Source organism: Kitasatospora sp. NPDC056800, assembly GCF_042789775.1.
In the GTDB taxonomy this organism is placed as follows: Bacteria; Actinomycetota; Actinomycetes; order Streptomycetales; family Streptomycetaceae; genus Kitasatospora.
Map to the genome: position 1 here is coordinate 34,520 of NZ_JBHUAL010000007.1, position 21,294 is coordinate 55,813.

The following is a 21,294-nucleotide window of genomic DNA, read 5'->3' on the forward strand; positions in this document are numbered from 1 at the left end:
TGGCAGCGGCCGCGGCCCTACTCCGGGAAGCCCGGGATCACGCCCTCGCCGTCGGCCATCAGCAGCTCGCGGACCTCGTCGATCGTCGCGTCGGCGCTCGGCAGGATCAGCTCGGACGGCTCCAGCGAATCCAGCGGCACCGGGGTGCCGTACTGCTTCACCGCCTCGATGAGCTTGCCGTAGGCCTCACGGAAGAGCGCCTCGTCCCCCGACTCCACTGCGGTGACGAGCTCGGCGTCGAGCTCGTTGAGCAGGTTCAGGTGGTCGTCGCCCACCTCGTACTGCCCCTCACCCATGACCCTCATGATCATGCCGTGCGTCTCCCTGGTTCGTGGGGTCGAGCTCAGATCACTTGTTGTAGTTGATGCGCGGGGTGTCCTGCTGCGGCTGCGGCTGGACGTCCTGCTTGCCCTGCTCGATCGCGGCGGGGCCGGCCGAGGAGGGACCGGAGAGCTCGGCCTTCATCCGGGCCAGCTCCAGCTCGACGTCGGAACCGCCGGCCACCCGCTCCAGCTCGGCCTCGATGTCGTCCTTGCGGCCGAGACCGCTCGCGTCGTCGAGCGCACCGGAGGCCAGCAGCTCGTCGATCGCGCCCGCCCGGGCCTGCATCTGGGCGGTCTTGTCCTCGGCACGCTGGATCGCCAGGCCGACGTCGCCCATCTCCTCCGAGATCCCGGAGAAGGACTCGGCGATGCGGGTCTGCGCCTGGGCGGCGGTGTACGTCGCCTTGATGGTCTCCTTCTTGGTGCGGAAGGCGTCCACCTTGGCCTGAAGTCGCTGGGAGGCGAGGGTGAGCTTCTCCTCCTCGGCCTGGAGCTGCTGGTACTGCGTCTCCAGGTCGTTGATCTGCGACTGCATGTTGGCCTTGCGGGTCAGCGCCTCGCGGGCGAGGTCCTCCCGGCCGAGCGACAGCGCCTTGCGGCCCTGGTCCTCGTACTTCGCCGACTGCTGCTGGAGCTGCGTCAGCTGGAGTTCGAGCCGCTTGCGCGAGGTCGCGACATCCGCGACACCACGCCGTACCTTCTGGAGCAGCTCAAGCTGCTTCTGGTAGGAGTAGTCAAGCGTCTCACGCGGATCCTCCGCCCGATCCAAGGCCTTGTTCGCCTTGGAGCGGAAGATCAGCCCCATACGCTTCATGATTCCGTCGCTCATGGGCCTCGGGTGCCCCCTTCTCCGGCCTGCGGTCTCTATCTCGTTACCAGACACGACGAGTGTATGTGCAGCGAGCCCTTCGCCGCAGTGCACCTGCCTGCAACAAGACTGCTACAGCGACCAGTGGCGTTTCCTCCTCCCCCGGGTGGATCCGCCCCTCATCCCCCCCATCGTCCATCCGACTGATCCCCTACGGGAAGGGCCCGGGAAACCCGCTTCGGACGGCGACCTGGCGGTATCGATATGCGTTCGGTTCCGAGGGCGCCCGTGGAAGCCGCGTCGCACCCCGTACGCTGGTGGTGTGTTCCGACGCCGTTCAGATGATGCCGCCGCCTCCGCCACCGTGCTGGAGAAGCAGGACGAGACGACCCAGGCCCGCGATCCGCAGGCCAAGAAGGGCCGCCCCACCCCCAAGCGCAGTGAGGCCGAGGCCAACCGGCGTACCCGGGTGACCGTGCCCAAGGACCGCAAGGAGGCCGCCCGCCAGGGGCGCGAGCGGATGCGCGCCGAGCGCGAGAAGCAGCGCCAGGCGCTGGTGAACGGCGACGAGCGCCACCTGCCGGCCCGTGACAAGGGCCCGGTGCGCAAGTTCGCCCGCGACTACGTGGACTCCCGCTGGTCACTGGCCGAGTTCTTCCTGCCGGCCGCCGTGGTCATCCTGGTGCTCAGCATCGTCAAGGTGCCGGCGCTCCAGCTGCTCTCCACGCTGCTGTTCCTGCTGTTCTTCGTGCTGGTGATCCTGGACTTCGTCCGCCTCGGCTTCGGCCTGCGCAAGCAGCTGGCCGAGCGCTTCGCCGACCAGAACACCCGCGGCGCCGTCGCGTACGGCATCATGCGCACCCTCCAGATGCGCCGGCTGCGCCTGCCCAAGCCGCAGGTGCGGCGCGGGGAGAAGCCCTGACCGCCGAACCGGTCGGCTCCGGCTGGGCCCCGCCCTCCTGGGAGGGGCCCGGCCTCTACGCACTCCCCGGGCAGGGCGGCGCGCTGCCGGGGCAGGGCGACGGCGGCCACGACCGCCTCGCCCAGGAGCGCCGGCTGCCCTCGCGCAGCGGCTCCTTCGCGGGCGGCACCGGCGCCTGGCTGGACCGGCTCGGCGGGCTGCGCAACTTCGTCCGCCAGGAGCTCGTCGCCCGCCAGCTCGCCGAACAGCTGGCCGGCCGCAGCGGGCAGCGCGTCCTCGACATCGGCTGCGGCCAGGGCACCCAGGCCCTGCGGCTGGCCCGGGCCGGCCACTACGTCACCGGGATCGACTCGGACCCGGTCGCGCTCGGCGTCGCCCAGGGGGCGCTCGCCGAGGAGCCGCCGGAGGTCCGCGGCCGGATGCAGCTGCTCAGCGGCGACGGCCACCAGTGCGGGCGCTGGTTCGGCCCGCGCAGCTTCGACGTGGTGCTCTGCCACGGCGTCCTGATGTACCTGCCCGACCCGGACCCGATGATCGCCTCGCTGGCCCGGCTGCTGGCGCCCGGGGGGCTGCTCTCGCTGCTGGTCCGCAACCGCGACGCGCTCGCCCTGCGGCCGGCCGCCGCCGGGGACTGGCGGGCCGCCCTGCACGCCTTCGAGAGCGACCGGTACTACAACCGGCTCGGACTGGCCGCACGGGCCGACCGGCTCGCCGACCTCACCGTCACCCTCTCCGAGGTGTCCGTCCCGCTGCGGCACTGGTACGGCGTGCGGGTCTTCACCGACAGCGCCCCGGACGACGCGGCCCCGCCGGTGGACGGGCGGCAGCTGGCCCAGCTCCTGGAAGCCGAGGACCGGGCCGGCCGCACCGACCCGTACCGGCAGGTCGCCGCGCTCCTGCACGTGATCGGGGCGAAGTAGCCGCGCCGCGGCCGCTCCACCCCGTCCGCGCTACTCCTCGCCCAGGCTCATCGAGTAGACGACCCGGTCGTCCTCCAGCAGCACCGCGGTGTCCACACCGTCCTCCGCGAGCTGCTTCCAGGTCTCCCCGATCCAGGTCTCGGCGTCCCCCTGGCCGGCGAACTCCTCCTGGCCGGCGCCCGGCGTCACCGCGCTGCCGTCCGCCTTCTCGTACCGCCACGTCCAGACCATGCCGGCTCCTCCCACTGACCACGCTGCCTGTGTTGCTGCGCACCATAGCCTGCCCGGCCCGATCTTCCGTATGCCTGCTCCGGCAGGATGGACGGCATGGCGACCCGATCCGAGCCCACCCGTCCCCCGCTGCCCCGCACCCTGCTGCTCGGCGGCGCCCGCTCCGGCAAGTCCACCCGCGCCGAGCAGCTGCTCGCCGACCGTCCGGACGTCCTGTACGTGGCCACCGGCGGCACCCGCGACGGCGACGCCGAGTGGGCCCAGCGGGTCGCGCTGCACCGGGAGCGCCGGCCGGCGAGCTGGCGCACCGCCGAGACCTGCGACCTGGAGGCCGTGCTGGCCGACCCGGACGACCCGGCACCGGTGCTGGTCGACTGCCTCGCCCTGTGGCTGACCGCCGTGATGGACGAGTGCGGCGCCTGGGACGACGAGGTCTGGGCGGCCGGCGGCGAGGCCGCCGTGCAGCGCCGCTGCGAGGCGCTGGCGCGGGCCTGGGCGGCCACCGGACGGACCGCCGTCGCGGTGAGCAACGAGGTCGGCATGGGCGTCGTCCCGGCCACCGCCGCGGGCCGCCGCTTCCGCGACACCCTGGGCCGGCTCAACATGGCCGTGGCGGACGCCTCCGAGCGGGTCCTGCTGGTGGTGGCCGGTCAGGTGCTGACCGTCAAGCCAGCCGTTGGCTGAACACCCGCGCCGTGTAGCCTTCCGGACGATGGACACGACCGTGGATCTCGATACGTTCTCCTCGCTCGTCGAGCGCCCCGACGAGAGCGCCCGGCGGGCCGCCGAGGAGCGCTGGCAGGCGGCCGACCGGCCGCGCGGCGGGCTCGGCCGGCTCGAGGAGCTGGGCAGCTGGCTGGCCTCCGTACAGGGGCGCTCGCCGGTGCTGCCCGTCTCCGCCCCCAAGGTGCTGCTGTTCGCCGCCGACCACGGCGTGGCGGCGCTCGGGGTCTCCCGGATGCCCGCCCGGGGCGGCACCGCGGCCCGGGTGCGGGCCGTGCTCGACGGCAGCGCGCCGGTGTCCCGGCTGGCCGCGCGCTACGGCGCCCAGGTGCGGGTCGTCGACGTCGCCGTGGACGCCGACCCGACCGACTTCCCGGACGAGGTGGTCGCCCACCGGATCCGGCGCGGCTCCGGGCGGATCGACGTCGAGGACGCGCTCACCGCCCAGGAGACCGTCCGGGCGTTCCGGGCCGGCATGGCCGTCGCCGACGAGGAGGCCGACGCCGGCACCGACCTGGTGCTGCTCGGCGACCTCGGGGTCGGCGCCACCACGGTGGCCGGCGTGCTGGTCGGCGCGCTCTGCGGGACCGACGCGGCGGCGGTGACCGGGCGCGGCTCCGGGATCGACGACCGGGTGTGGATGGTCAAGTGCGCCACCATCCGGGACTCGCTGCGGCGGGCCCGGCCGGTGCTCGGCGACCAGCTGGCCCTGCTCGGCGCCACCGGCGGCGCCGACTTCGCCGCGATCACCGGCTTCCTGCTCCAGGCGGCCGTCCGACGGCTGCCGGTGGTGCTGGACGGCGTGGTCTCGGCGGCCTGCGCGCTGGTCGCGCAGCGGATCGCCTTCCGGGCTCCGGAGTGGTGGCGCGCCGGGCAGTCCAGCGGCGAGCCGGCCCAGGCGAAGGCGTACGACCGGCTGACCCTGACGCCGCTGCAGGACCAGGGCATCACCATGGGCGAGGGCGTCGGCGCGCTGCTGGCGCTGCCGCTGCTCCAGGCCGCGGGGGACGTGCTCGCGGACGAGGCGCCGAAGCCCTTCGTGCCGGCGGCGCCGGGCGCGCCGAAGGAGCAGCCGAGGCTGCCCTCGGCGGCGGATCTGCTGCGGAAGCTGTAGCGGCGGCCCCGGCCGTCCGGAGAACGCCCCTTCGCCGGGGCGTTCTTGCTTTCCCGCCCTCTCCTACTGTCCTGCTGTCTGACTGTCCTGCTGTCTGACCCTTCGAGAGGAACACGCACATGACGGACCGCGGCGACCGGGCCGGCTGGGCCGAGGGCCTGCGGTTCGGGTTCGGGACGCTGTCCGTGCTGCGGGTGCGGGTGGAGCGCTGGGACCGGGCCGCGGCGGCCCGGGCGATGGTGACGGCCCCGGTGGTCGGGCTGGTGCTGGGCACCCTGGCGGCCGTGGTCGGGGCCCTGGTGGCCTGGCGGGCGGGCGGGCCGCTCGGCGCGGTGGCCGCGGTGGGGGTGCTCGCCGGGCTGACCCGGGGTCTGCACCTGGACGGCCTGGCGGACGTCGCCGACGGGCTGGGCAGCGGGAAGCCGGCCGAGGACGCGCTGCGCATCATGAAGCAGTCCGACATCGGTCCGTTCGGCGTCCTGACCCTGGTCCTCGTCCTGCTCGCCCAGGTGGCCGCGCTGGCCGGACAGTTCGGCCACTCCCCGCTGCGCGGCGCGCTCGTGGTGCTCGCCTCGGCGACGGCCGCCCGCTGCGCGCTCGCCTGGGGCTGTCTGCGCTCGGTGCCGGCCGCCCGGCCGGGCGGGCTGGGGGCGATGGTCGCGGGCACCGTGCCGCCCGCCGGGGCCGCCGCCGCGACGGCCGCCGCCGCGCTCGCCCTGGCCGCGGCCGGACTGCTCGACGGATGGTCAGTTCTCCGCCTCCCGCTGGCCGTTGCGGTCGGCACGGGCTGCTCCTGGCTGCTGCTCCGGCGGTGCGTGCGCAGGTTCGGCGGGATCACCGGGGACGTGCTCGGCGCGATGGCCGAAACCGCCGCGACCGCCTCGCTGTTCGCCCTGGCGTTGCTCGGCTGACACCGGGCGGCGCGTGATCCCACCATGCGGACTACCATGCGTGGAGCACCGCAGCCCTGCACCGTGGCAGGTCCTGCCCGCCCGGCGCGTACCGAGGAGCCGGGGCCTCTGGTGTACGCGGCCACCCCGGCGGACGCGCGCAGCCAGGGGGCCCGGACCCGGAGGCCCGCCGGCGGACGGCCTGCGACGGCGCGGGCTGCGCCGGTGCGGCAGCCTCGCCGTGGCCGGCCGTGGACCGCGAAAGAACAGGACGCATTACGTGACTGCATTGTCTGTGAGCACCTCCTCCGCCGCCTCGCTGCGCGCGGACGCCCTGGTGGTCGGTGTCGCGAAGGGCCCGAAGGGCATCGTGCTGGCCCCCGGTGCCGAGGCCGTGAACGAGGCGTTCGAGGGCAAGCTGACCGAGGTCCTCAGCACCCTGGGCGCGACCGGCGCCGAGGGCGAGGCCGTCAAGGTCCCCTCCCCCGCCGGCCTGAAGGCCGCGCTCGTGCTCGCGGTCGGCCTGGGCGAGGCCGCCGAGGACGGTTACGCGCTGGAGACGCTGCGCCGCGCCGCCGGTGTCGCCGCCCGCACCCTGGCCGGTGCCAAGAAGGCCGCGCTGGCCCTGCCGGCCGAGTCCGCGGCGGACATCGAGGCGGTCGCGCTGGGCGGCCTGCTCGGCTCGTACGCCTTCGGCACCTACAAGGGCGACGGCAACGGCAAGGAGCCGGTCGGCGAGCTGGTCGTGCTGGCCGCCCGCAAGGGCAGCAAGGACGCCAAGGCCGCCGTGGAGCGCGCCACCGCGATCGGCGAGGAGATGAACCGGGCCCGCGACCTGGTCAACACCGCGCCGAACGACCTGAACCCGAAGAGCTTCGCCGCGCTCGCCCAGGCGGCCGGCAAGGAGCACGGCCTCAAGGTCGAGGTGCTGGACGAGAAGGCGCTGACCAAGGGCGGCTTCGGCGGCCTGATCGGCGTCGGCATTGGCTCGGCGAACCCGCCCCGCCTGGTGAAGGTGGCCTACACCCACCCGAAGGCCAAGGCCACCCTGGCGTTCGTCGGCAAGGGCATCACCTACGACTCGGGCGGCATCTCGCTGAAGCCGGCCGGCCACAACGAGACCATGAAGTGCGACATGGCCGGCGCCGCCGCCGTGTTCGCCGCCGTGGTGGCCGCCAAGCGCCTGGGCCTGGCCGTCAACGTGACCGGCTGGCTGGCGCTGGCCGAGAACATGCCGTCCGGCTCCGCCACCCGCCCCGGCGACGTGCTGCGGATGTACGGCGGCAAGACCGTCGAGGTGCTGAACACCGACGCCGAGGGCCGCCTGGTGCTGGCCGACGCGATCGTGCGGGCCGGCGAGGAGAACCCGGACGTCATCGTCGACGTGGCCACCCTGACCGGCGCCATGGTGCTGGCCCTGGGCAACCGCACCTTCGGTGTGATGTCGAACAACGACGAGCTGCGCGACGGCCTGCACGCCCTGGCCGGCGAGGTGGGCGAGCAGTCCTGGCCGATGCCGCTGCCGGCCGACCTGCGCAAGGGCATGACCGAGTCGACCATCGCCGACCTGGCCAACATGGGCGAGCGGATGGGCGGCGGCCTGGTGGCCGGCCTGTTCCTGAAGGAGTTCGTGGCCGAGGGCACCGACTGGGCGCACCTGGACATCGCCGGCCCGGCGTTCCACGAGAGCGCGCCGTACGGCTACACCCCGAAGGGCGGCACCGCGAGCGCGGTGCGCACCCTGGTCCGCTTCGCCGAGCAGCGGGCGAACGGCAAGGCCTGACCCGGACACCCCTGACCCGGGGCGTCCCCCGGTCCAGGACCCGCTGCGACGGGGCCCGGCGCGTGTGCGCCGGGCCCCGTCGGCGTTCCGGCCCGGTTACCCGCGAGTAGGCCGGAGCGCCGCGACGCACGCCTGTTCGCTGCGGGCGAAACTTTGTTCCACAGTGCGGAAGAAGCCGTGGCGGATGGCGCGGAAGACGCCCGTCCGGCGGCTGTCAACACCGCTCTGAGCTGCGATGATGCCCTTCCGTCGGGGGCGTTCCCGCCCCGGTGACCACTCCGCGGGACACCCCTGGGGCGGACCCGGACATCAGCCACCGTGAACAAGTGCGAAGATGTATTTCCGGCACGACTGGGCGCCCCACAAAGGCTTCCGACCCACCGGACCGCGACCGGCCCGGCGACCCACCCCATGCATGGAGGACGTGACGTGGCGAACGACGCCAGCACCGTTTTCGACGTAGTCATTCTCGGAGGCGGAAGCGGCGGTTACGCCGCGGCGCTCCGCGCCGCTCAGCTGGGCCTGAGTGTTGCCCTGGTCGAGAAGGGTGAGCTGGGCGGCACCTGCCTGCACCGCGGCTGCATCCCGACCAAGGCGCTGCTGCACGCCGCGGAGATCGCGGACGAGACGAAGGAGGCCGCCGAGTTCGGCGTCCTGGCCACCTTCCAGGGCATCGACATCAACGGCGTCCACAAGTACAAGGACGACGTGATCGCCGGCCTGTACAAGGGCCTCCAGGGCCTGGTGGCCTCCCGCAAGGTCACCTTCATCCAGGGCGAGGGCAAGCTCTCCTCGCAGACCTCGGTGGACGTCAACGGCCAGCGCATCGAAGGCCGCCACATCGTCCTGGCCACCGGCTCCGTGCCGCGCTCGATCCCGGGCCTGGAGATCGACGGCAACCGCGTGATCTCCTCGGACCACGCCCTCAAGCTCGACCGCATCCCGAAGTCGGTCGTCATCCTCGGCGGCGGCGTGATCGGCGTCGAGTTCGCCTCGGTCTGGAAGTCCTTCGGCGTCGAGGTCACCATCGTCGAGGCGCTGCCGCACCTCGTCCCGCTGGAGGACGAGAACTCCTCCAAGCTGCTGGAGCGCGCGTTCCGCAAGCGCGGCATCAAGTTCGAGCTGAAGGCCCGCTTCTCGGGCGTGGAGTACACCGAGACCGGTGTCCGCGTCTCCACCGAGAACGGCAAGCAGATCGACGCCGACCTGCTGCTCGTCGCCATCGGCCGCGGCCCCGTCTCGGCCGGCCTCGGCTACGAGGAGAACGGCGTCGCGATGGACCGCGGCTACGTCCTCGTCGACGAGTACATGCGCACCAACGTGCCCACCATCTCCGCCGTCGGCGACCTCGCCCCGACCCTCCAGCTGGCCCACGTCGGCTTCGCCGAGGGCATCCTGGTCGCCGAGCGCCTGGCCGGCCTCAAGCCGGTGCCGATCGACTACGACGGCGTTCCGCGGGTGACCTACTCCAACCCCGAGGTGGCCTCCGTCGGCATCTCCGAGGCCAAGGCCGTCGAGCTGTACGGCAAGGACAAGGTCGTCACCCTGAAGTACAACCTGGCCGGCAACGGCAAGAGCAAGATCCTGAAGACCGCCGGCGAGATCAAGCTCGTCCAGGTCAAGGACGGCGCCGTGGTCGGCGTCCACATGGTCGGCGCCCGCATGGGCGAGCAGGTCGGTGAAGCCCAGCTGATCTACAACTGGGAGGCGCTCCCGGCCGAGGTCGCGCAGCTCATCCACGCGCACCCGACCCAGTCCGAGGCCCTGGGCGAGGCGCACCTGGCGCTGGCCGGCAAGCCGCTGCACGCGCACGACTGATCACGCCCCACCCCCTTTCCCGGTACTTCCCGTACGCAAGTACTTCCCGTACGCAAGACTTGATAGGAGTCGCTGAAACCATGGCGGTCTCAGTAACACTGCCCGCGCTGGGCGAGAGCGTTTCCGAGGGCACCGTCACCCGCTGGCTGAAGGCCGAGGGTGAGCGTGTCGAGGTCGACGAGCCGCTGCTGGAGGTGTCGACCGACAAGGTCGACACCGAGATCCCGGCCCCGGCCTCCGGCATCCTGGCCTCGATCAAGGTCGCCGAGGACGAGACCGTCGAGGTGGGCGCCGAGCTGGCGATCATCGACGACGGCTCGGGCGCCCCGGTCGCCGCCGCGGCCCCGGCCGTCGAGGCCGCGTCGGCCCCGGTCGCCGCCCCCGCTCCGGTCGCCGCCCCGGCTCCGGTCGCCGCTCCGGCCCCCGTTGCCGCCCCGGCCCCGGCCGCCGCTCCGGCCGCCGACGCCACCCCGGTGCTGCTGCCCGCTCTGGGCGAGTCGGTCACCGAGGGCACCGTCACCCGCTGGCTGAAGGCCGAGGGCGACACCGTCGAGGTCGACGAGCCGCTGCTGGAGGTGTCGACCGACAAGGTCGACACCGAGATCCCGTCGCCGGTCGCCGGCACCGTGGTGAAGATCCTGGTCGCCGAGGACGAGACCGCCGAGGTCGGCGCCCAGCTCGCGCTGATCGGTGCCGCCGGTGCCGTCGCCGCCGCCCCGGCCCCGGTCGCCGCTCCGGCTCCGGTTGCCGCTCCGGCTCCGGCTCCGGTTGCCGCTCCGGCTCCCGTTGCCGCCCCGGCTCCGGTCGCTGCCCCGGCCCCCGTCGCTCCGGCCGCTCCGGTCGCCGCCCCGGCTCCGGTCGCCGCCCCGGCTCCGGTTGCCGCTCCCGCCCCGGTTGCCGCTCCGGCCCCCGTTGCCGCTCCGGCTCCGGTCGCCCCGGCCGCCCCGGTGGCCGACAGCGGTGACGCCTACGTCACCCCGCTGGTGCGCAAGCTCGCCGCCGAGCACGGCGTCGCGCTGTCCTCCGTCGCCGGCACCGGCGTCGGCGGCCGCATCCGCAAGCAGGACGTCATCGCCGCCGCGGAGGCCGCCAAGGCCGCTCCGGCCCCGGTCGCCGCTGCCGCCCCGGCCGCCGCCCCGAAGGCCGCCGCCGCGCCGTCCGCCCTGCGCGGTCAGACCGTCAAGATGACCCGCATGCGCAAGGTCATCGGCGACAACATGCTGAAGGCGCTGCACGAGCAGGCCCAGCTGACCAGCGTGGTCGAGGTGGACGTCACCAAGATCATGTCGCTGCGCGCCAAGGCGAAGGAGGGCTTCCTGGCCCGCGAGGGCGTCAAGCTCTCCCCGATGCCGTTCTTCGTCAAGGCCGCCGCCCAGGCGCTGAAGGTCCACGCGGTCGTCAACGCCCGGATCAACGACGCCGAGGGCACGGTCACCTACTTCGACACCGAGAACATCGGTATCGCGGTGGACTCCGAGAAGGGCCTGATGACCCCGGTCATCAAGGGCGCGGGCGACCTCAACATCGCCGGCATCTCGAAGAAGACCGCCGAGCTGGCCAGCAAGGTCCGCGACAGCAAGATCACCCCGGACGAGCTGTCCGGCGCCACCTTCACCATCAGCAACACCGGCTCGCGCGGTGCGCTGTTCGACACCGTGATCGTGCCGCCGAACCAGGTCGCCATCCTGGGCATCGGCGCCACCGTCAAGCGCCCGGTCGTCATCGAGGCCGACGGCGGCACCGCCATCGGCATCCGCGACATGACCTACCTGTCGCTCTCCTACGACCACCGCCTGGTGGACGGCGCCGACGCCGCCCGCTACCTGGTCGCGGTCAAGGAGATCCTGGAGGCCGGCGAGTTCGAGGTCGAGCTCGGCCTCTGACCCCACCGGGTCCCCGCGGCACCCCGCGTACGGAACCCCGCGTCGTCCCCGGACGGCGCGGGGTTCCGCCGTTCCCGGCCCCCGGGCGCACCGGGTTCCGGGACCCCGGGCACACCGGGCACGGGCCCGTGTCGAGTCGTGGCATGCGCGGAGGCGGCCGAACGGGGATGCTTGAGCGGTGATGGACGAGACGGACTTCTGGCAGATCATCGACGACACCCGGGACGCCGCCGACGGCGACCCCGACGAACAGGCCGACCTCCTGGTGGAACGGCTCCTCCAGCTGACCCCGGACGACGTGATCGACTTCGCCCGGCTGTTCCAGGCGCGGTTCCGGCGCGCCTACCGCAACGACCTGTGGGGCGCGGCCTACCTGCTGCTCGACGGCGCCTCGGACGACTCCTTCGACTACTTCCGCTTCTGGCTGATCGGCCAGGGCCGCGAGGTCTTCGAGGGCGGACTGGCCGAACCGGACGACCTGGCGGACCTGTTGCCGGAGTTCGACGAGGAGGAGGACGGCGACGCCGAGGACCTCGGCTACGCCGCCGACGAGGCGTACGAGCGGCTGACCGGGCTGCCGCTGCCCGAGGTGGGCGGGCGGCAGGCCGAGCAGCCGTCCGGGCCGGCGCTGGACTTCGACGACCCGGACGTGATGGCCAAGCGCTACCCCAAGCTCTGGGAGCGGTACGGGGATTAGGGCGTACCGGCCGGGCCGGCGGACCGGCCCTCGCGGTTTCGTCAGGTGCTGCTGCCGGAGGAGCTGTCCTGCTGGATGCCGTTGAGGATCTGGTCCAGCGCCGAGAAGTCCGGCGCGGCCGGGCTGTCGTCCACGCCGCCCTCCATGACCACGTAGCCGCCGCCCTTGGCCGGGAGGGCGGCCAGCAGGACGTAGCCCTGGGTGCCGTCCGTGGTGCGGATGTGCCAGCGGGTGGCGTAGCCGAGCACCCCGGCCACCCTGACGTACCCGGATCCCGCGTCGGTGTGCGAGCTGACCCCGGAGAAGATCTGCCCGGCGTAGACGGGGATCTGGGCGTCGGCGGCCGCCTTGGGGGTGGTCCCCTGGACGGTGTCCTTCTCGACCGAGAACTGGCCGCGGATGCAGGAGCTGCCGTCCGGGCAGCTGTAGCGGCCGGTGCCGAGGTAGACCGTCGAGTGCGGCGGGTTGGTGGACACGTCCCAGCCGTCGAAGACCGGCACGGTGATCGCGTGCTGGGGGTCGGGGACGGTGCTCTTGACCACCGGCAGGGGCTTGGGCTTGGGGGTGGGCGTGGGCACGGTGGGGCTGGGGCTCGACGTGGGGCTGCCGCTCTGGGTCACGGTGACCGTGGGGTCCGGGGTCGGGTCCGCCCTCCGGTCGCCGCCGCCGCTGAACACGATGCCGGCGACGATCCCGCCCACGGCCAGCACGGCGACCGCGATGCCGATGACCAGGCCGGTCTGCGGCCTGGCCTTGGCCGCCGGGGGCGGCGGGTAGCCCGGGCCCGGGTAGCCGTAGCCGGGGCCCTGGCCGGGGTAGGCGCCCTGGAGCGGGTAGCCGCCCTGGGCCTGGCCCTGGGTCTGGTAGGCGTCCTGGCCCGGGTAGCCGTGGGGCGGGAGCTGGTGGGCGTCCTGGCCCGGGTAGCCGTAGGCCGGGGCCTGGTGGGCGTCCTGGCCCGGGTGGCCGTAGGGCGCCGCCGGGCCGCCGGGGTAGCCGTAGCCGGGCCGCTGGTCGGACGGCGGCCGGGTCTGGGTGGGGGCGTCGGCGAGCCCGCCCGCGACGCCGTCCTGGAGCGGTCGGACCTCGCTGCTCCAGGCGTTGCCGTCCCACCAGCGCTCGTGACCGGGGGTGCCGTCCGCACCCGGGACCGGGTACCACCCGGGAGGCGTCGAGTTGCTCACGGGCGTACGGTACCCGGCGCGGCGGCGGTCCAGACAGCGCGGAACCGTCACGACTCGGCACCGGCCCGGAACGCCGAACATCCGCTCGCGGCAAGCCTGTTCGGATCTTCGGCGCGGTCCCGGGCGGGCTCGGCGGGGTGCCGTCCGGGGCTCAGTCGGCCAGGCGGCGGGCCATCCAGACGTCGTCCACGTACCGGCCGTCGATGAGGAACTCCTCGGCCAGCGAGCCCTCGACGACGAAGCCGCAGCTCTCGTAGAGCCGACGGGCCGGGGCGTTCCAGCCGAGCACCCGCAGGGTCAGCTTGCGGGCGCCTTCGGCCCGGGCCGCCGCGCAGGCCGCCTCGACCAGCCGGCGGCCGATGCCCCGGCCGCGGACGGTGTCGTCGACGGCCAGGCCCTGGATCTGCCGGACGTGCCGGTTGCTCGCCAGCGGGGTGGCCGGGACCTGACGGATGTAGCCGACGATCCGGCCGTCCAGCACGGCCAGCAGGTACTGCTCGGCCGGGTGCCGCTCGTCGAAGACCGGGTCCTCGACGGGCGGTCGCGGGGAGACGTCGGACAGGACGGACCAGGCGGCGTGGTTGAGGACGGCGAGTTCGCGCTCGTCCTCGCTCCGCGCCGTACGGATGATCAGATCGTCGTCAGGCATGCGCGTCATGCTAACGGGACGCATGCGAAGGTGACGGGCGGTCGGGAACACCGCGGGAGCGGGCGGGAGCTGCGAGGATGGGCGCATGCGCATCGCTGTCACGGGTTCCACGGGTTTGATCGGTTCGGCGCTCGTCCGCTCCCTGCTGGCGGACGGCCACGAGGTGGTCCGGCTGGTCCGGCACCGCTCCAAGACCGGCCCCCGGCCGGACGGCAGCACGGCGATCGGCTGGAACCCGCTGCTCGGCGAGGTCGAGCGGGACGGGCTGACCGGGGTCCAGGCCGTGGTGCACCTGGCCGGCGCCGGGGTCGGCGACCGCCGCTGGACGGACTCCTACAAGCGGGAGATCCGGGAGAGCCGGGCGTACGGCACCGAGACGCTGGCCGTCGCCCTGGCCGCGCTCAAGGAGCCGCCGCAGGTCCTGGTGAGCGCCTCCGCGGTCGGCTGGTACGGACAGACCGGCGACCGGGTGATCGACGAGGACTCCCCCGCCGGGGACGACTTCCTGGCCGAGGTCTGCCGGGAGTGGGAGGACGCCGCCAGGCCGGCCGAACGGGCCGGGATCCGGGTCGTCCACCCCCGCACCGGGATGGTCCTGTCCGCGGCCGGCGGGGCGGGCGGACGGCTCTTCCCGCTGTTCAAGCTGGGCCTCGGCGGGCGGCTCGGCAACGGGCGACAGTACTGGAGCTTCATCTCGCTGCACGACGAGGTGGCCGCGCTGCGGTTCCTGATCGACCACGACGGCCTCTCCGGCGCCTTCAACCTCACCGCGCCGAACCCGGCGACCAACGCCGAGCTGACCACCGCGCTCGGGCGGGCGCTGCGGCGGCCCACGCCGTTCCCGGTGCCGGAGGCGGTGCTCAAGGCGGTGCTGGGCGAGCTGGCGGTCGAGGTGGTCGGCAGCCACCGGGTGGTGCCGCGGCGGCTGCTGGACGCGGGCTTCCGCTTCACCCACCCGGACGTGTACTCGGCGGTGCTCGCGGCGATGTGACCGGTGGGCGTGCGCGCGGGGACGCGACGCCTGGGCGTGCGCGCGGCGGTGTGACGGATGGGTGTGCGCGCGGGCATGTGACGCGTGGGTGTGCGCGCGGGGCGTGCGGAGCCGTGCGTACTCCGACCGCGGCATCCACCCTGGCCAGCGGCATATGCCGGGCCCGGCCCGAGGGGGCCCGAGGAGGGGGCGCACGGGAGCACATGGTGGGCGCGTCGCACGCCCCCGGTGACCGTACGCGCCCGCCGACCCCCGAACCCGGCCGCCACGGCGCACTGTCCGTGACCGCGCCCCTGCCCGGTGCCGCACAACCCTCCCCGGCCCTCGGATCCGGCCCGATGCGCTTGTCTGATGCTCGTACTGACTGGGCATCACCCTCCACGGACCGTGTCCCGGCACCCCGCTGCCTGCGTCGGCCGGAGCCCCGGGACCAGGGAGGGAGCACCCCAGTGCCCACGTACGACTTCACCCGCCGCGCCCGCCGGCCGTCCGACCCGGACGTCGTCGTGGTCGGCGCCGGACTCGCGGGCCTGGCCGCCGCCCGCGCGCTCACCGGCCACGGCCTCGACGTCCAGGTCCTGGAGACCACCGACCGGATCGGCGGCCGGATGGCCACCCGCGAACAGGACGGATTCCGGCTCGACGACGGCAGTCACCTGCTGAACACCGCCTTCCCCGAGCTGCGCCGCACGCTCGACCTCGACCGCCTCGACCTGCGCCCGCTCGCGCCCGGCGTGCTGGTGCACAGCGCCGGCCGCCGGTACCGCGCCGGGGACCCCCAGCTCGCCGTCGCCCGGCAGGCCGCCGCCCGGGCCCCGCTCGGCAGCCCGCTGGACAAGGCCCGGCTGGCCGGCCGGCTCGGCCGGCTCGCCACCACCCCGGTCGGCCGGCTCCAGGCCCGCCCGGAGACCACCGCCGCCCGCGCACTGGCCGGCCACGGCCTCGCCCAGCGCACCGTGGACGGCTTCCTGCGCCCGCTGCTCAGCGCACTGCTCTCCGATCCCGCCCTCGGCACCAGCAGCCGGATCGCCGACCTGGTGCTGCGCTCGTACGCGCGCGGGCGGCTCTGTCTGCCCGCCGGCGGGATCGCGGCGGTACCGGCCCAGCTGGCCGCCGCCCTGCCCGCCGGAACCGTCCGCACCCGGGTGCAGGTCACCTCGATCGCCGCGGACGGCGTCGAGACCCTCGCGCACGGGCGGATCGGCGCCCAGGCCGTCATCGTCGCCACCGACGCCCGCTCCGCCGCCGGACTGCTGCCCGGGCTGCGGCTGCCGGACTTCCACCCCGTCACGACCTTCTACCACGCGGCCGACACCGCCCCGCTGGGCGAGGCCGTCCTGCTGCTCGACGGCGACCGGCCGAACGGGCACCCGCCACTGGTCTCGCACTCGCTGGTGCTCAGCGAACTGCACCCGTCCTACGCCCCGGCCGGCCAGGCGCTGATCGCCACCACCGTGCTCGGGCGGCGCGCCTTCGACGTGGGCGGCCCGGCCGGGCTGGAGCCGGCCGTCCGGGCCCGGCTGACCGAGCTGTACGACGTCCCGACCTCGGGCTGGCAGTTCCTCGGCGTACGGCACGTCCCGGACGCGCTGCCCGCGATGCCGCCGCCGCACAACCCCCGCCGCCCGGTGCGGCTGCTGGCCGGGCTGTACGTCGCCGGGGACCACCGGGACACCAGCACCGTGCAGGGCGCGCTGGTCTCCGGGCGGCGGGCGGCGCAGGCGGTCCTGGGCGACCTCGGCGTCCCGGCGGACGCCCGGGAGGCGGAGGCGGCGGCCTGACGGCGGAACGGGTGGCCGTCGGGGCGGTCCGAGCGGCGGGGCGGCAGGGGCGGCCGTTGCCACCGCCGGAGCGCATCGGGGCACCGGGACACACCAGCGGTCTGCCGGGGTGACAGACCGACGGCGTGCCAGGATGCCGGGGTGCCTGCTCTGACCGTTCATCGGATGGTTTCGACCGTTCGGCCGGTTGCGCGGTGAGCGCCGCCGCCCAGCCGCTGACCCTGATCCTGATCCCCGCCGCAGCCGTGGCCGCCCCGCTGCTCGCCGACCGGCTGCTGCGGTGGATCGCCGTCCCGACCGTCGTGTTCGAGATCGTGCTCGGCGTCCTGATCGGCCCGGACGTCCTGGGCTGGGCGCACGTCGACGGCCTGGTCGACGCGCTCTCCCAGTTCGGCCTGGCCATGCTGATGTTCCTGGCCGGCTACGAGATCGACTTCGCCAAGCTGCGCGGCGGCCCGCTGAAACGGGCGGGCACCGCGTGGCTGGTCTCGGTGGCCGTCGGGCTCGGCGTGGGCGCGCTGGTCAACCGGGACCCGCTGGACGGCGCCTTCGCCGGGCTGGTGCTCACCACCACGGCGCTCGGCACCATCCTGCCGATCCTCCGCGACTCCGGTGAACTGCCCACGCCCTTCGGCTCCCTGGTGATGGCCACCGGGGCGGTCGGCGAGTTCGGGCCGATCATCGCGATCGCCGCCCTGCTCAGCGGCAACTCCCCGGCCCGCACGGCGGTCATCCTCGGGGCCTTCGCGGTGATCACCACGCTCGCCGTGTTCGGCGCGCGCCGGCCCCGCCCGGCCTGGACCACCCGGCTGATCGAACGGACCCTGCGCACCTCCGGGCAGTTCGCGATCCGCGCGGTGATCCTGGTGCTGGCCGCCATGGTCGCCGCCGCGCTCTGGCTGGACCTCGACATGCTGCTCGGGGCCTTCGTCGCCGGGATCGTCTCCCGGCTGCTGCTGGCCGGCGTCCGGCAGGCCGAGGAGGAGGTGATCGAGGCCAAGCTGGAGGGCATCGGCTTCGGCTTCCTGGTGCCGGTGTTCTTCGTGGTCAGCGGGATGAACTTCGACCTGGACGCCCTGCTGGACGACCCGGGCACGCTGCTGCTGGTCCCGGTGTTCCTGCTGCTCTTCCTGGCCGTGCGGGGGCTGCCCGCCGCGCTGCTCGCCCCGGCCGGGCTCGGCCTGCGCGACCGCGCGGCGCTCGCGCTGTACGGGGCGACGGCGCTGCCGCTGGTCGTGGTGATCACCACCATCGAGGTGGACGCCGGGCACCTGCCGTCCTCCACCGCGGCGGCGCTGGTCGGCGCCGGGATGCTGTCGGTGCTGGTGTTCCCGCTGGCGGCGCAGCGGGTGCGCGGCGGCGCGCGGCCGCCGGTGGCGGCCGACGCGGATCAGCCGAGGGTCCGGGCCGAGAGCTGGTAGGCCCGGGCCTCCGTACGCCGGGTGCGTGAGGCCCGTCCCCACGCACTCCGCCGGTCAGTTCACCTCCGCGCTCAGATCACTCCCGCCTGCCGGGCCGTCTCCTCGAAGGCGCGGGCCACCGGGCTGCCGCGGTAGGGGGTGAGGCGGCGGTGGAAGTCCCGGACGTACTCCAGCGAGCGGGCCGAGCGCATCTCCCCCGCCGCCCGCAGCGCGTCGGTGGCCATGGTGCACGCCTCGTCGAGGTCCCCCATGCCGAGCCGGGCGGTGGCCAGCACCAGGCGGCAGAAGATCCGGCTGCGGGCGTAGGCGGGCGAGCGCAGCCGCAGCGACTTCTCGGCGTGCTGCGCGGCCGTCCGCCACTGCTGGAGGTCGCGGTAGCAGTGGGCGAACTCGTCGGAGAGCTGGGCCTCGTCGAAGTACCGCGCCCAGGAGGGCAGTTCGTCGCCCGTCCGGGCCGCCGCCAGGGCGCGCTCGGCGCGCACCAGGGCGGTGGTGCAGGACCGGACGTCGCCCAGCAGGCCGTGCCCGCGCGCCTCGGCGGCGTGCATCAGCGACTGGACGACCGGCGGCACGGCGGTGCCCACGCCCTGCTGGGCGACCCTGGCGAGCTGGACCGCCTCCCGGCCGTGGCCGAGGTGGACGGCCTGCTGGCTCATCGTCACCAGCACGTAGCCGCCGAGCGCGCGGTCCCCGGCGGCCTGGGAGAGGCGCAGCGCCTGGACGAAGTAGCGCTGGGCGAGGCCGTGCGCGGCGATGTCGAAGGACGTCCAGCCGGCCAGCCTGGTGAGGTCGGCGACGGCGCCGAACAGGGCCCGGCCGATCTGCTCGCCGTAGCGGCCGCGCAGCATCGGCTCGGCCTCGCTCTCCAGGTAGCGGACCAGCGCCTGGCGGGCGTGGCCGCCGCCGTAGGCGTGGTCGAGCGCGCGGAAGAGGTCGCCGACGGCCCGGATGGCGGCGATGTCGCCGCGGCCGACCCGCAGGGTGGGGCGGGACTCGCGGGCCGGGTCGGTGTACGGCGGCTCGACGGCGACCGGCGGCCGGCGGCTCTGGATCGGCACCCGGCCGATGGTGGGGGCGGTGCCGGTCGTCCCGGCGGTGCTGCGCGCGGTGGGGGCCCCGGGGGCGCCGGGGGCCGGGCCGCGCAACGGGCTCCCGGGGGACGCGCCGGGCGCACCCGGCGCCGGGGCGCCGGTGATGGCCGCGGAGGTGGCGCTGCCGGAGGGTGGACCGGTGGCGGTGTCCGGCCGGGCCAGGGTGGAGCCGTCCCGGGCGACCCGCTCGTCGGTGCGGCCGATCAGCCAGTCCCGGCTGGGGACGACCAGGCCGGCCGGGGTGAAGGCGATCCGGCGCAGCTCGGACTGCGGGCCGTTGTCCTTGCGCCACATGCTCGCCACGATGTCCACCGCCTCCTGCGGCGTCTCGGCGAACTCCAGGCCCGCGTAGACCGGGGCGCAGGCGTCCAGGCCGAGGTCCTGGGCGGTGAGGCGGCGGCCGAGCCGGCGGGTGAAGACCTCGGCGATCAGCGCCGGGGTGGCCCCGCGCGGCTGCTGGCCGCGCAGCCAGCGGGTGACCGAGGTCTTGTCGTAGCGCAGGTCGAGGCCGTGCTCCAGGCCGAGCTGGTCGACCCGGCGGGCCAGGCCCGCGTGCGAGAAGCCGGCCTCCTCGATCAGCGCCGCGAGCTGGCCGTTCTGCGGGGCCGGGCCGGAGTGGCCGGCGCCGCGGGCCGGGGCGGGCGCGACGGGGTTCTCGTGCCGGTCGGGTGTGGCCTGCACCGGCAGCCGCAGGTCGTCGGCGTCCGGGGCGTCGGCGGTCAACGTGTCGGTGGTCGACGCGTCGGCGGTCATGGCGTCGGCGGTCAGGGCGTCGGGGGCGTCCGGAAGGGTCCGGCCGACCGGACCTCGGTGCTGGCCGAGCGGGTCGAGCGGTCCGTACGCCGGGCTGTCGGTTGCAGGCCGTTGGGGCATGTCTGTCAACACCTCTCGGACGTCGCACCGGGCCTCACCAGCACTTCGGCGGCCTGGGGCGGCGCCCCCTGTCGGGAATCGGCGTGAATGTAGCGAGCATTCGGGCGCTATGGGTGGATCTGACCGAGCAATCCACCGAACGGGTGAAGCAACCGCGCCCATTGTGGGGAAGCGGAGCCGGGAGGGGTTTGGTCTTCCGTAGCCGAACCGTCGGTGGTTCCGGGGGCCTCTCCGAGGGCCTCTCCGAGGGCCTCTCCGAGGGTCGATCCGCCGTTCGGGCTGCGGGTCGCCGTCATGGCGGACGACGCCACAACCTGGCGGGATGCTGTGGCGGTCCGCCACATGGGAGCGGGGCCGCCGGATTCCTACCGTTCTGGGCCATGGACACCTCTACTGCCCGCCCGCTCGCCGGGCGCACGGCCATGGTCACCGGGGCCGCCTCGGGCATCGGCCGGGCCTGCGCCGAGGCCTTCGCCGGGGCCGGCGCCCGGGTCTACGTCGTCGACCTCGCGGCCGGCCCGGCCGAGGAGCTCGCCGAGCGGATCGGCGGCCGCGCGATCGTCACCGACCTCGCCGACCCCGGGGCCGTGGACGCCCTCCCGGACGACGCCGACATCGTCGTCAACAACGCGGGCCTCCAGCACGTCGCCCCCGTGCACGAGTTCCCGCCCGACCGCTTCACCCTCATCCAGCGCGTCATGGTCGAGGCCCCCTTCCGCATCCTGCGCCGCACCCTGCCGCACATGTACGAGCAGGGGTGGGGCCGGGTCGTCAACATCTCCTCCGTCCACGGCCTGCGCGCCAGCGCGTTCAAGTCCGCGTACGTCACCGCGAAGCACGCGCTGGAGGGCCTGAGCAAGACCGTCGCCCTGGAGGGCGCGCCGTACGGCGTCACCAGCAACTGCGTCAACCCGGGCTACGTCCGGACCCCCCTGGTGGAGAAGCAGATCGCCGCCCAGGCACTCGCCCACGGCATCCCCGAGGACGAGGTGGTCGAGCGGATCATGCTCGACCGCACCGCCGTGAAGCGCCTCATCGAACCCGACGAGGTCGCCCAGCTCGCCCTCTGGCTCTGCTCCCCCGCCTCCTCGTACATCACCGGCGCCAGCCTCCCCGTCGACGGCGGCTGGACGGCGCACTGAGCGGCGGGCGCTCCGCGGTCCGGCCGTCCCTCTCATAGGGAGAGCGGGCACAT

18 protein-coding genes and 1 pseudogene are annotated in these 21,294 nt (G+C 74.4%); 13 read left to right on the plus strand and 6 right to left on the minus strand.

Annotated elements, in window-relative coordinates; translation table 11 throughout:
* Positions 1 to 17 precede the first annotated feature (17 nt).
* Positions 18 to 311, minus strand: a complete 294-nt coding sequence (locus ACFRQN_RS03150; RefSeq protein WP_049651850.1) for a hypothetical protein — start codon at positions 309 to 311, stop codon at positions 18 to 20.
* Between the two features lie 37 nt (positions 312 to 348).
* Positions 349 to 1,137, minus strand: coding sequence for a PspA/IM30 family protein (locus ACFRQN_RS03155; RefSeq protein ID WP_049651861.1), 789 nt, complete (start codon positions 1,135 to 1,137; stop codon positions 349 to 351).
* A 316-nt stretch (positions 1,138 to 1,453) separates the two neighbouring features.
* On the opposite strand from ACFRQN_RS03155, the gene ACFRQN_RS03160 reads away from it, so the two are divergent.
* Together ACFRQN_RS03160 and ACFRQN_RS03165 are read left to right on the plus strand one after the other, a co-directional pair.
* Complete coding sequence (locus ACFRQN_RS03160; protein WP_380737810.1) at positions 1,454 to 2,053, plus strand: DUF3043 domain-containing protein; 600 nt, start codon at positions 1,454 to 1,456, stop codon at positions 2,051 to 2,053.
* Between the two features lie 179 nt (positions 2,054 to 2,232).
* The gene (locus ACFRQN_RS03165; protein WP_181970803.1) at positions 2,233 to 2,973 is read left to right on the plus strand and encodes a class I SAM-dependent methyltransferase; all 741 of its coding nucleotides are present in this window, start codon (positions 2,233 to 2,235) and stop codon (positions 2,971 to 2,973) included.
* Positions 2,974 to 3,003: 30 nt separating this feature from the next.
* Here the strand turns inward: ACFRQN_RS03165 and ACFRQN_RS03170 are convergent, their stop codons facing one another.
* A complete protein-coding gene (locus tag ACFRQN_RS03170) occupies positions 3,004 to 3,204 on the minus strand; it encodes a hypothetical protein (protein ID WP_049651853.1) in 201 nt (66 codons plus the stop codon).
* A gap of 123 nt (positions 3,205 to 3,327) precedes the next feature.
* Between ACFRQN_RS03170 and cobU the strand changes: the two are divergent.
* The 7 genes and pseudogenes from cobU to ACFRQN_RS03205 form a co-directional block, all read left to right on the plus strand.
* A pseudogene (cobU, locus tag ACFRQN_RS03175) lies at positions 3,328 to 3,888 on the plus strand (bifunctional adenosylcobinamide kinase/adenosylcobinamide-phosphate guanylyltransferase); the annotation flags it as partial.
* 28 nt (positions 3,889 to 3,916) lie between these two features.
* Entirely contained in the window at positions 3,917 to 5,041 is a 1,125-nt protein-coding gene (locus tag ACFRQN_RS03180; RefSeq protein ID WP_049651854.1) for a nicotinate-nucleotide--dimethylbenzimidazole phosphoribosyltransferase, read from the plus strand.
* Positions 5,042 to 5,160: 119 nt separating this feature from the next.
* Positions 5,161 to 5,952 carry an adenosylcobinamide-GDP ribazoletransferase gene (locus tag ACFRQN_RS03185; protein WP_380737812.1) on the plus strand — a complete coding sequence of 264 codons (792 nt, stop codon included), beginning with the start codon at positions 5,161 to 5,163 and terminating at the stop codon, positions 5,950 to 5,952.
* A 259-nt stretch (positions 5,953 to 6,211) separates the two neighbouring features.
* A complete protein-coding gene (locus ACFRQN_RS03190) occupies positions 6,212 to 7,714 on the plus strand; it encodes a leucyl aminopeptidase (protein ID WP_380737814.1) in 1,503 nt (500 codons plus the stop codon).
* A 411-nt stretch (positions 7,715 to 8,125) separates the two neighbouring features.
* Positions 8,126 to 9,532: a dihydrolipoyl dehydrogenase gene (gene lpdA, locus ACFRQN_RS03195; RefSeq protein WP_107086631.1), complete on the plus strand. Its 1,407-nt coding sequence runs from the start codon at positions 8,126 to 8,128 to the stop codon at positions 9,530 to 9,532.
* Positions 9,533 to 9,612: 80 nt separating this feature from the next.
* Entirely contained in the window at positions 9,613 to 11,415 is a 1,803-nt protein-coding gene (gene sucB, locus ACFRQN_RS03200) for a 2-oxoglutarate dehydrogenase, E2 component, dihydrolipoamide succinyltransferase (protein WP_380737816.1), read from the plus strand.
* A gap of 181 nt (positions 11,416 to 11,596) precedes the next feature.
* Positions 11,597 to 12,112 carry a DUF4240 domain-containing protein gene (locus ACFRQN_RS03205; RefSeq protein WP_049658975.1) on the plus strand — a complete coding sequence of 172 codons (516 nt, stop codon included), beginning with the start codon at positions 11,597 to 11,599 and terminating at the stop codon, positions 12,110 to 12,112.
* A 41-nt stretch (positions 12,113 to 12,153) separates the two neighbouring features.
* On the opposite strand, the gene ACFRQN_RS03210 is transcribed toward ACFRQN_RS03205, so the two are convergent.
* Together ACFRQN_RS03210 and ACFRQN_RS03215 are read right to left on the minus strand one after the other, a co-directional pair.
* Positions 12,154 to 13,293, minus strand: a complete 1,140-nt coding sequence (locus tag ACFRQN_RS03210) for a DUF2510 domain-containing protein (protein ID WP_380737818.1) — start codon at positions 13,291 to 13,293, stop codon at positions 12,154 to 12,156.
* A 151-nt stretch (positions 13,294 to 13,444) separates the two neighbouring features.
* Positions 13,445 to 13,951, minus strand: coding sequence for a GNAT family N-acetyltransferase (locus ACFRQN_RS03215; protein ID WP_380737820.1), 507 nt, complete (start codon positions 13,949 to 13,951; stop codon positions 13,445 to 13,447).
* A 76-nt stretch (positions 13,952 to 14,027) separates the two neighbouring features.
* On the opposite strand from ACFRQN_RS03215, the gene ACFRQN_RS03220 reads away from it, so the two are divergent.
* From ACFRQN_RS03220 to ACFRQN_RS03230, 3 genes are all read left to right on the plus strand, one after another.
* Positions 14,028 to 14,933 (plus strand): TIGR01777 family oxidoreductase, encoded by a 906-nt coding sequence (locus ACFRQN_RS03220; RefSeq protein ID WP_074000879.1) that lies wholly within the window; start codon positions 14,028 to 14,030, stop codon positions 14,931 to 14,933.
* Positions 14,934 to 15,382: 449 nt separating this feature from the next.
* Positions 15,383 to 16,714: an FAD-dependent oxidoreductase gene (locus ACFRQN_RS03225; protein WP_380737822.1), complete on the plus strand. Its 1,332-nt coding sequence runs from the start codon at positions 15,383 to 15,385 to the stop codon at positions 16,712 to 16,714.
* Between the two features lie 194 nt (positions 16,715 to 16,908).
* Entirely contained in the window at positions 16,909 to 18,135 is a 1,227-nt protein-coding gene (locus tag ACFRQN_RS03230; protein WP_380737824.1) for a cation:proton antiporter, read from the plus strand.
* A gap of 71 nt (positions 18,136 to 18,206) precedes the next feature.
* Here the strand turns inward: ACFRQN_RS03230 and ACFRQN_RS03235 are convergent, their stop codons facing one another.
* Positions 18,207 to 20,099: a regulator gene (locus tag ACFRQN_RS03235; RefSeq protein ID WP_380737826.1), complete on the minus strand. Its 1,893-nt coding sequence runs from the start codon at positions 20,097 to 20,099 to the stop codon at positions 18,207 to 18,209.
* A 380-nt stretch (positions 20,100 to 20,479) separates the two neighbouring features.
* Between ACFRQN_RS03235 and ACFRQN_RS03240 the strand changes: the two genes are divergently transcribed.
* Positions 20,480 to 21,241, plus strand: coding sequence for a 3-hydroxybutyrate dehydrogenase (locus ACFRQN_RS03240; RefSeq protein WP_049659106.1), 762 nt, complete (start codon positions 20,480 to 20,482; stop codon positions 21,239 to 21,241).
* Positions 21,242 to 21,294 lie beyond the last annotated feature (53 nt).

Bases quoted from the DNA above. Each gene is read 5' to 3' on its own strand.
- ACFRQN_RS03180 (WP_049651854.1), top strand. From the start codon at position 3,917: ATGGACACGACCGTGGATCTCGATACGTTCTCCTCGCTCGTCGAGCGC.
- ACFRQN_RS03185 (WP_380737812.1), top strand. From the start codon at position 5,161: ATGACGGACCGCGGCGACCGGGCCGGCTGGGCCGAGGGCCTGCGGTTC.
- sucB (WP_380737816.1), top strand. From the start codon at position 9,613: ATGGCGGTCTCAGTAACACTGCCCGCGCTGGGCGAGAGCGTTTCCGAG.
- ACFRQN_RS03150 (WP_049651850.1), bottom strand. From the start codon at position 311: ATGATCATGAGGGTCATGGGTGAGGGGCAGTACGAGGTGGGCGACGAC.
- lpdA (WP_107086631.1), top strand. From the start codon at position 8,126: ATGCATGGAGGACGTGACGTGGCGAACGACGCCAGCACCGTTTTCGAC.
- ACFRQN_RS03170 (WP_049651853.1), bottom strand. From the start codon at position 3,204: ATGGTCTGGACGTGGCGGTACGAGAAGGCGGACGGCAGCGCGGTGACG.
- ACFRQN_RS03155 (WP_049651861.1), bottom strand. From the start codon at position 1,137: ATGAAGCGTATGGGGCTGATCTTCCGCTCCAAGGCGAACAAGGCCTTG.
- ACFRQN_RS03205 (WP_049658975.1), top strand. From the start codon at position 11,597: ATGGACGAGACGGACTTCTGGCAGATCATCGACGACACCCGGGACGCC.
- ACFRQN_RS03220 (WP_074000879.1), top strand. From the start codon at position 14,028: ATGCGCATCGCTGTCACGGGTTCCACGGGTTTGATCGGTTCGGCGCTC.
- ACFRQN_RS03235 (WP_380737826.1), bottom strand. From the start codon at position 20,099: ATGCCCCAACGGCCTGCAACCGACAGCCCGGCGTACGGACCGCTCGAC.
- ACFRQN_RS03215 (WP_380737820.1), bottom strand. From the start codon at position 13,951: ATGACGCGCATGCCTGACGACGATCTGATCATCCGTACGGCGCGGAGC.
- ACFRQN_RS03240 (WP_049659106.1), top strand. From the start codon at position 20,480: ATGGACACCTCTACTGCCCGCCCGCTCGCCGGGCGCACGGCCATGGTC.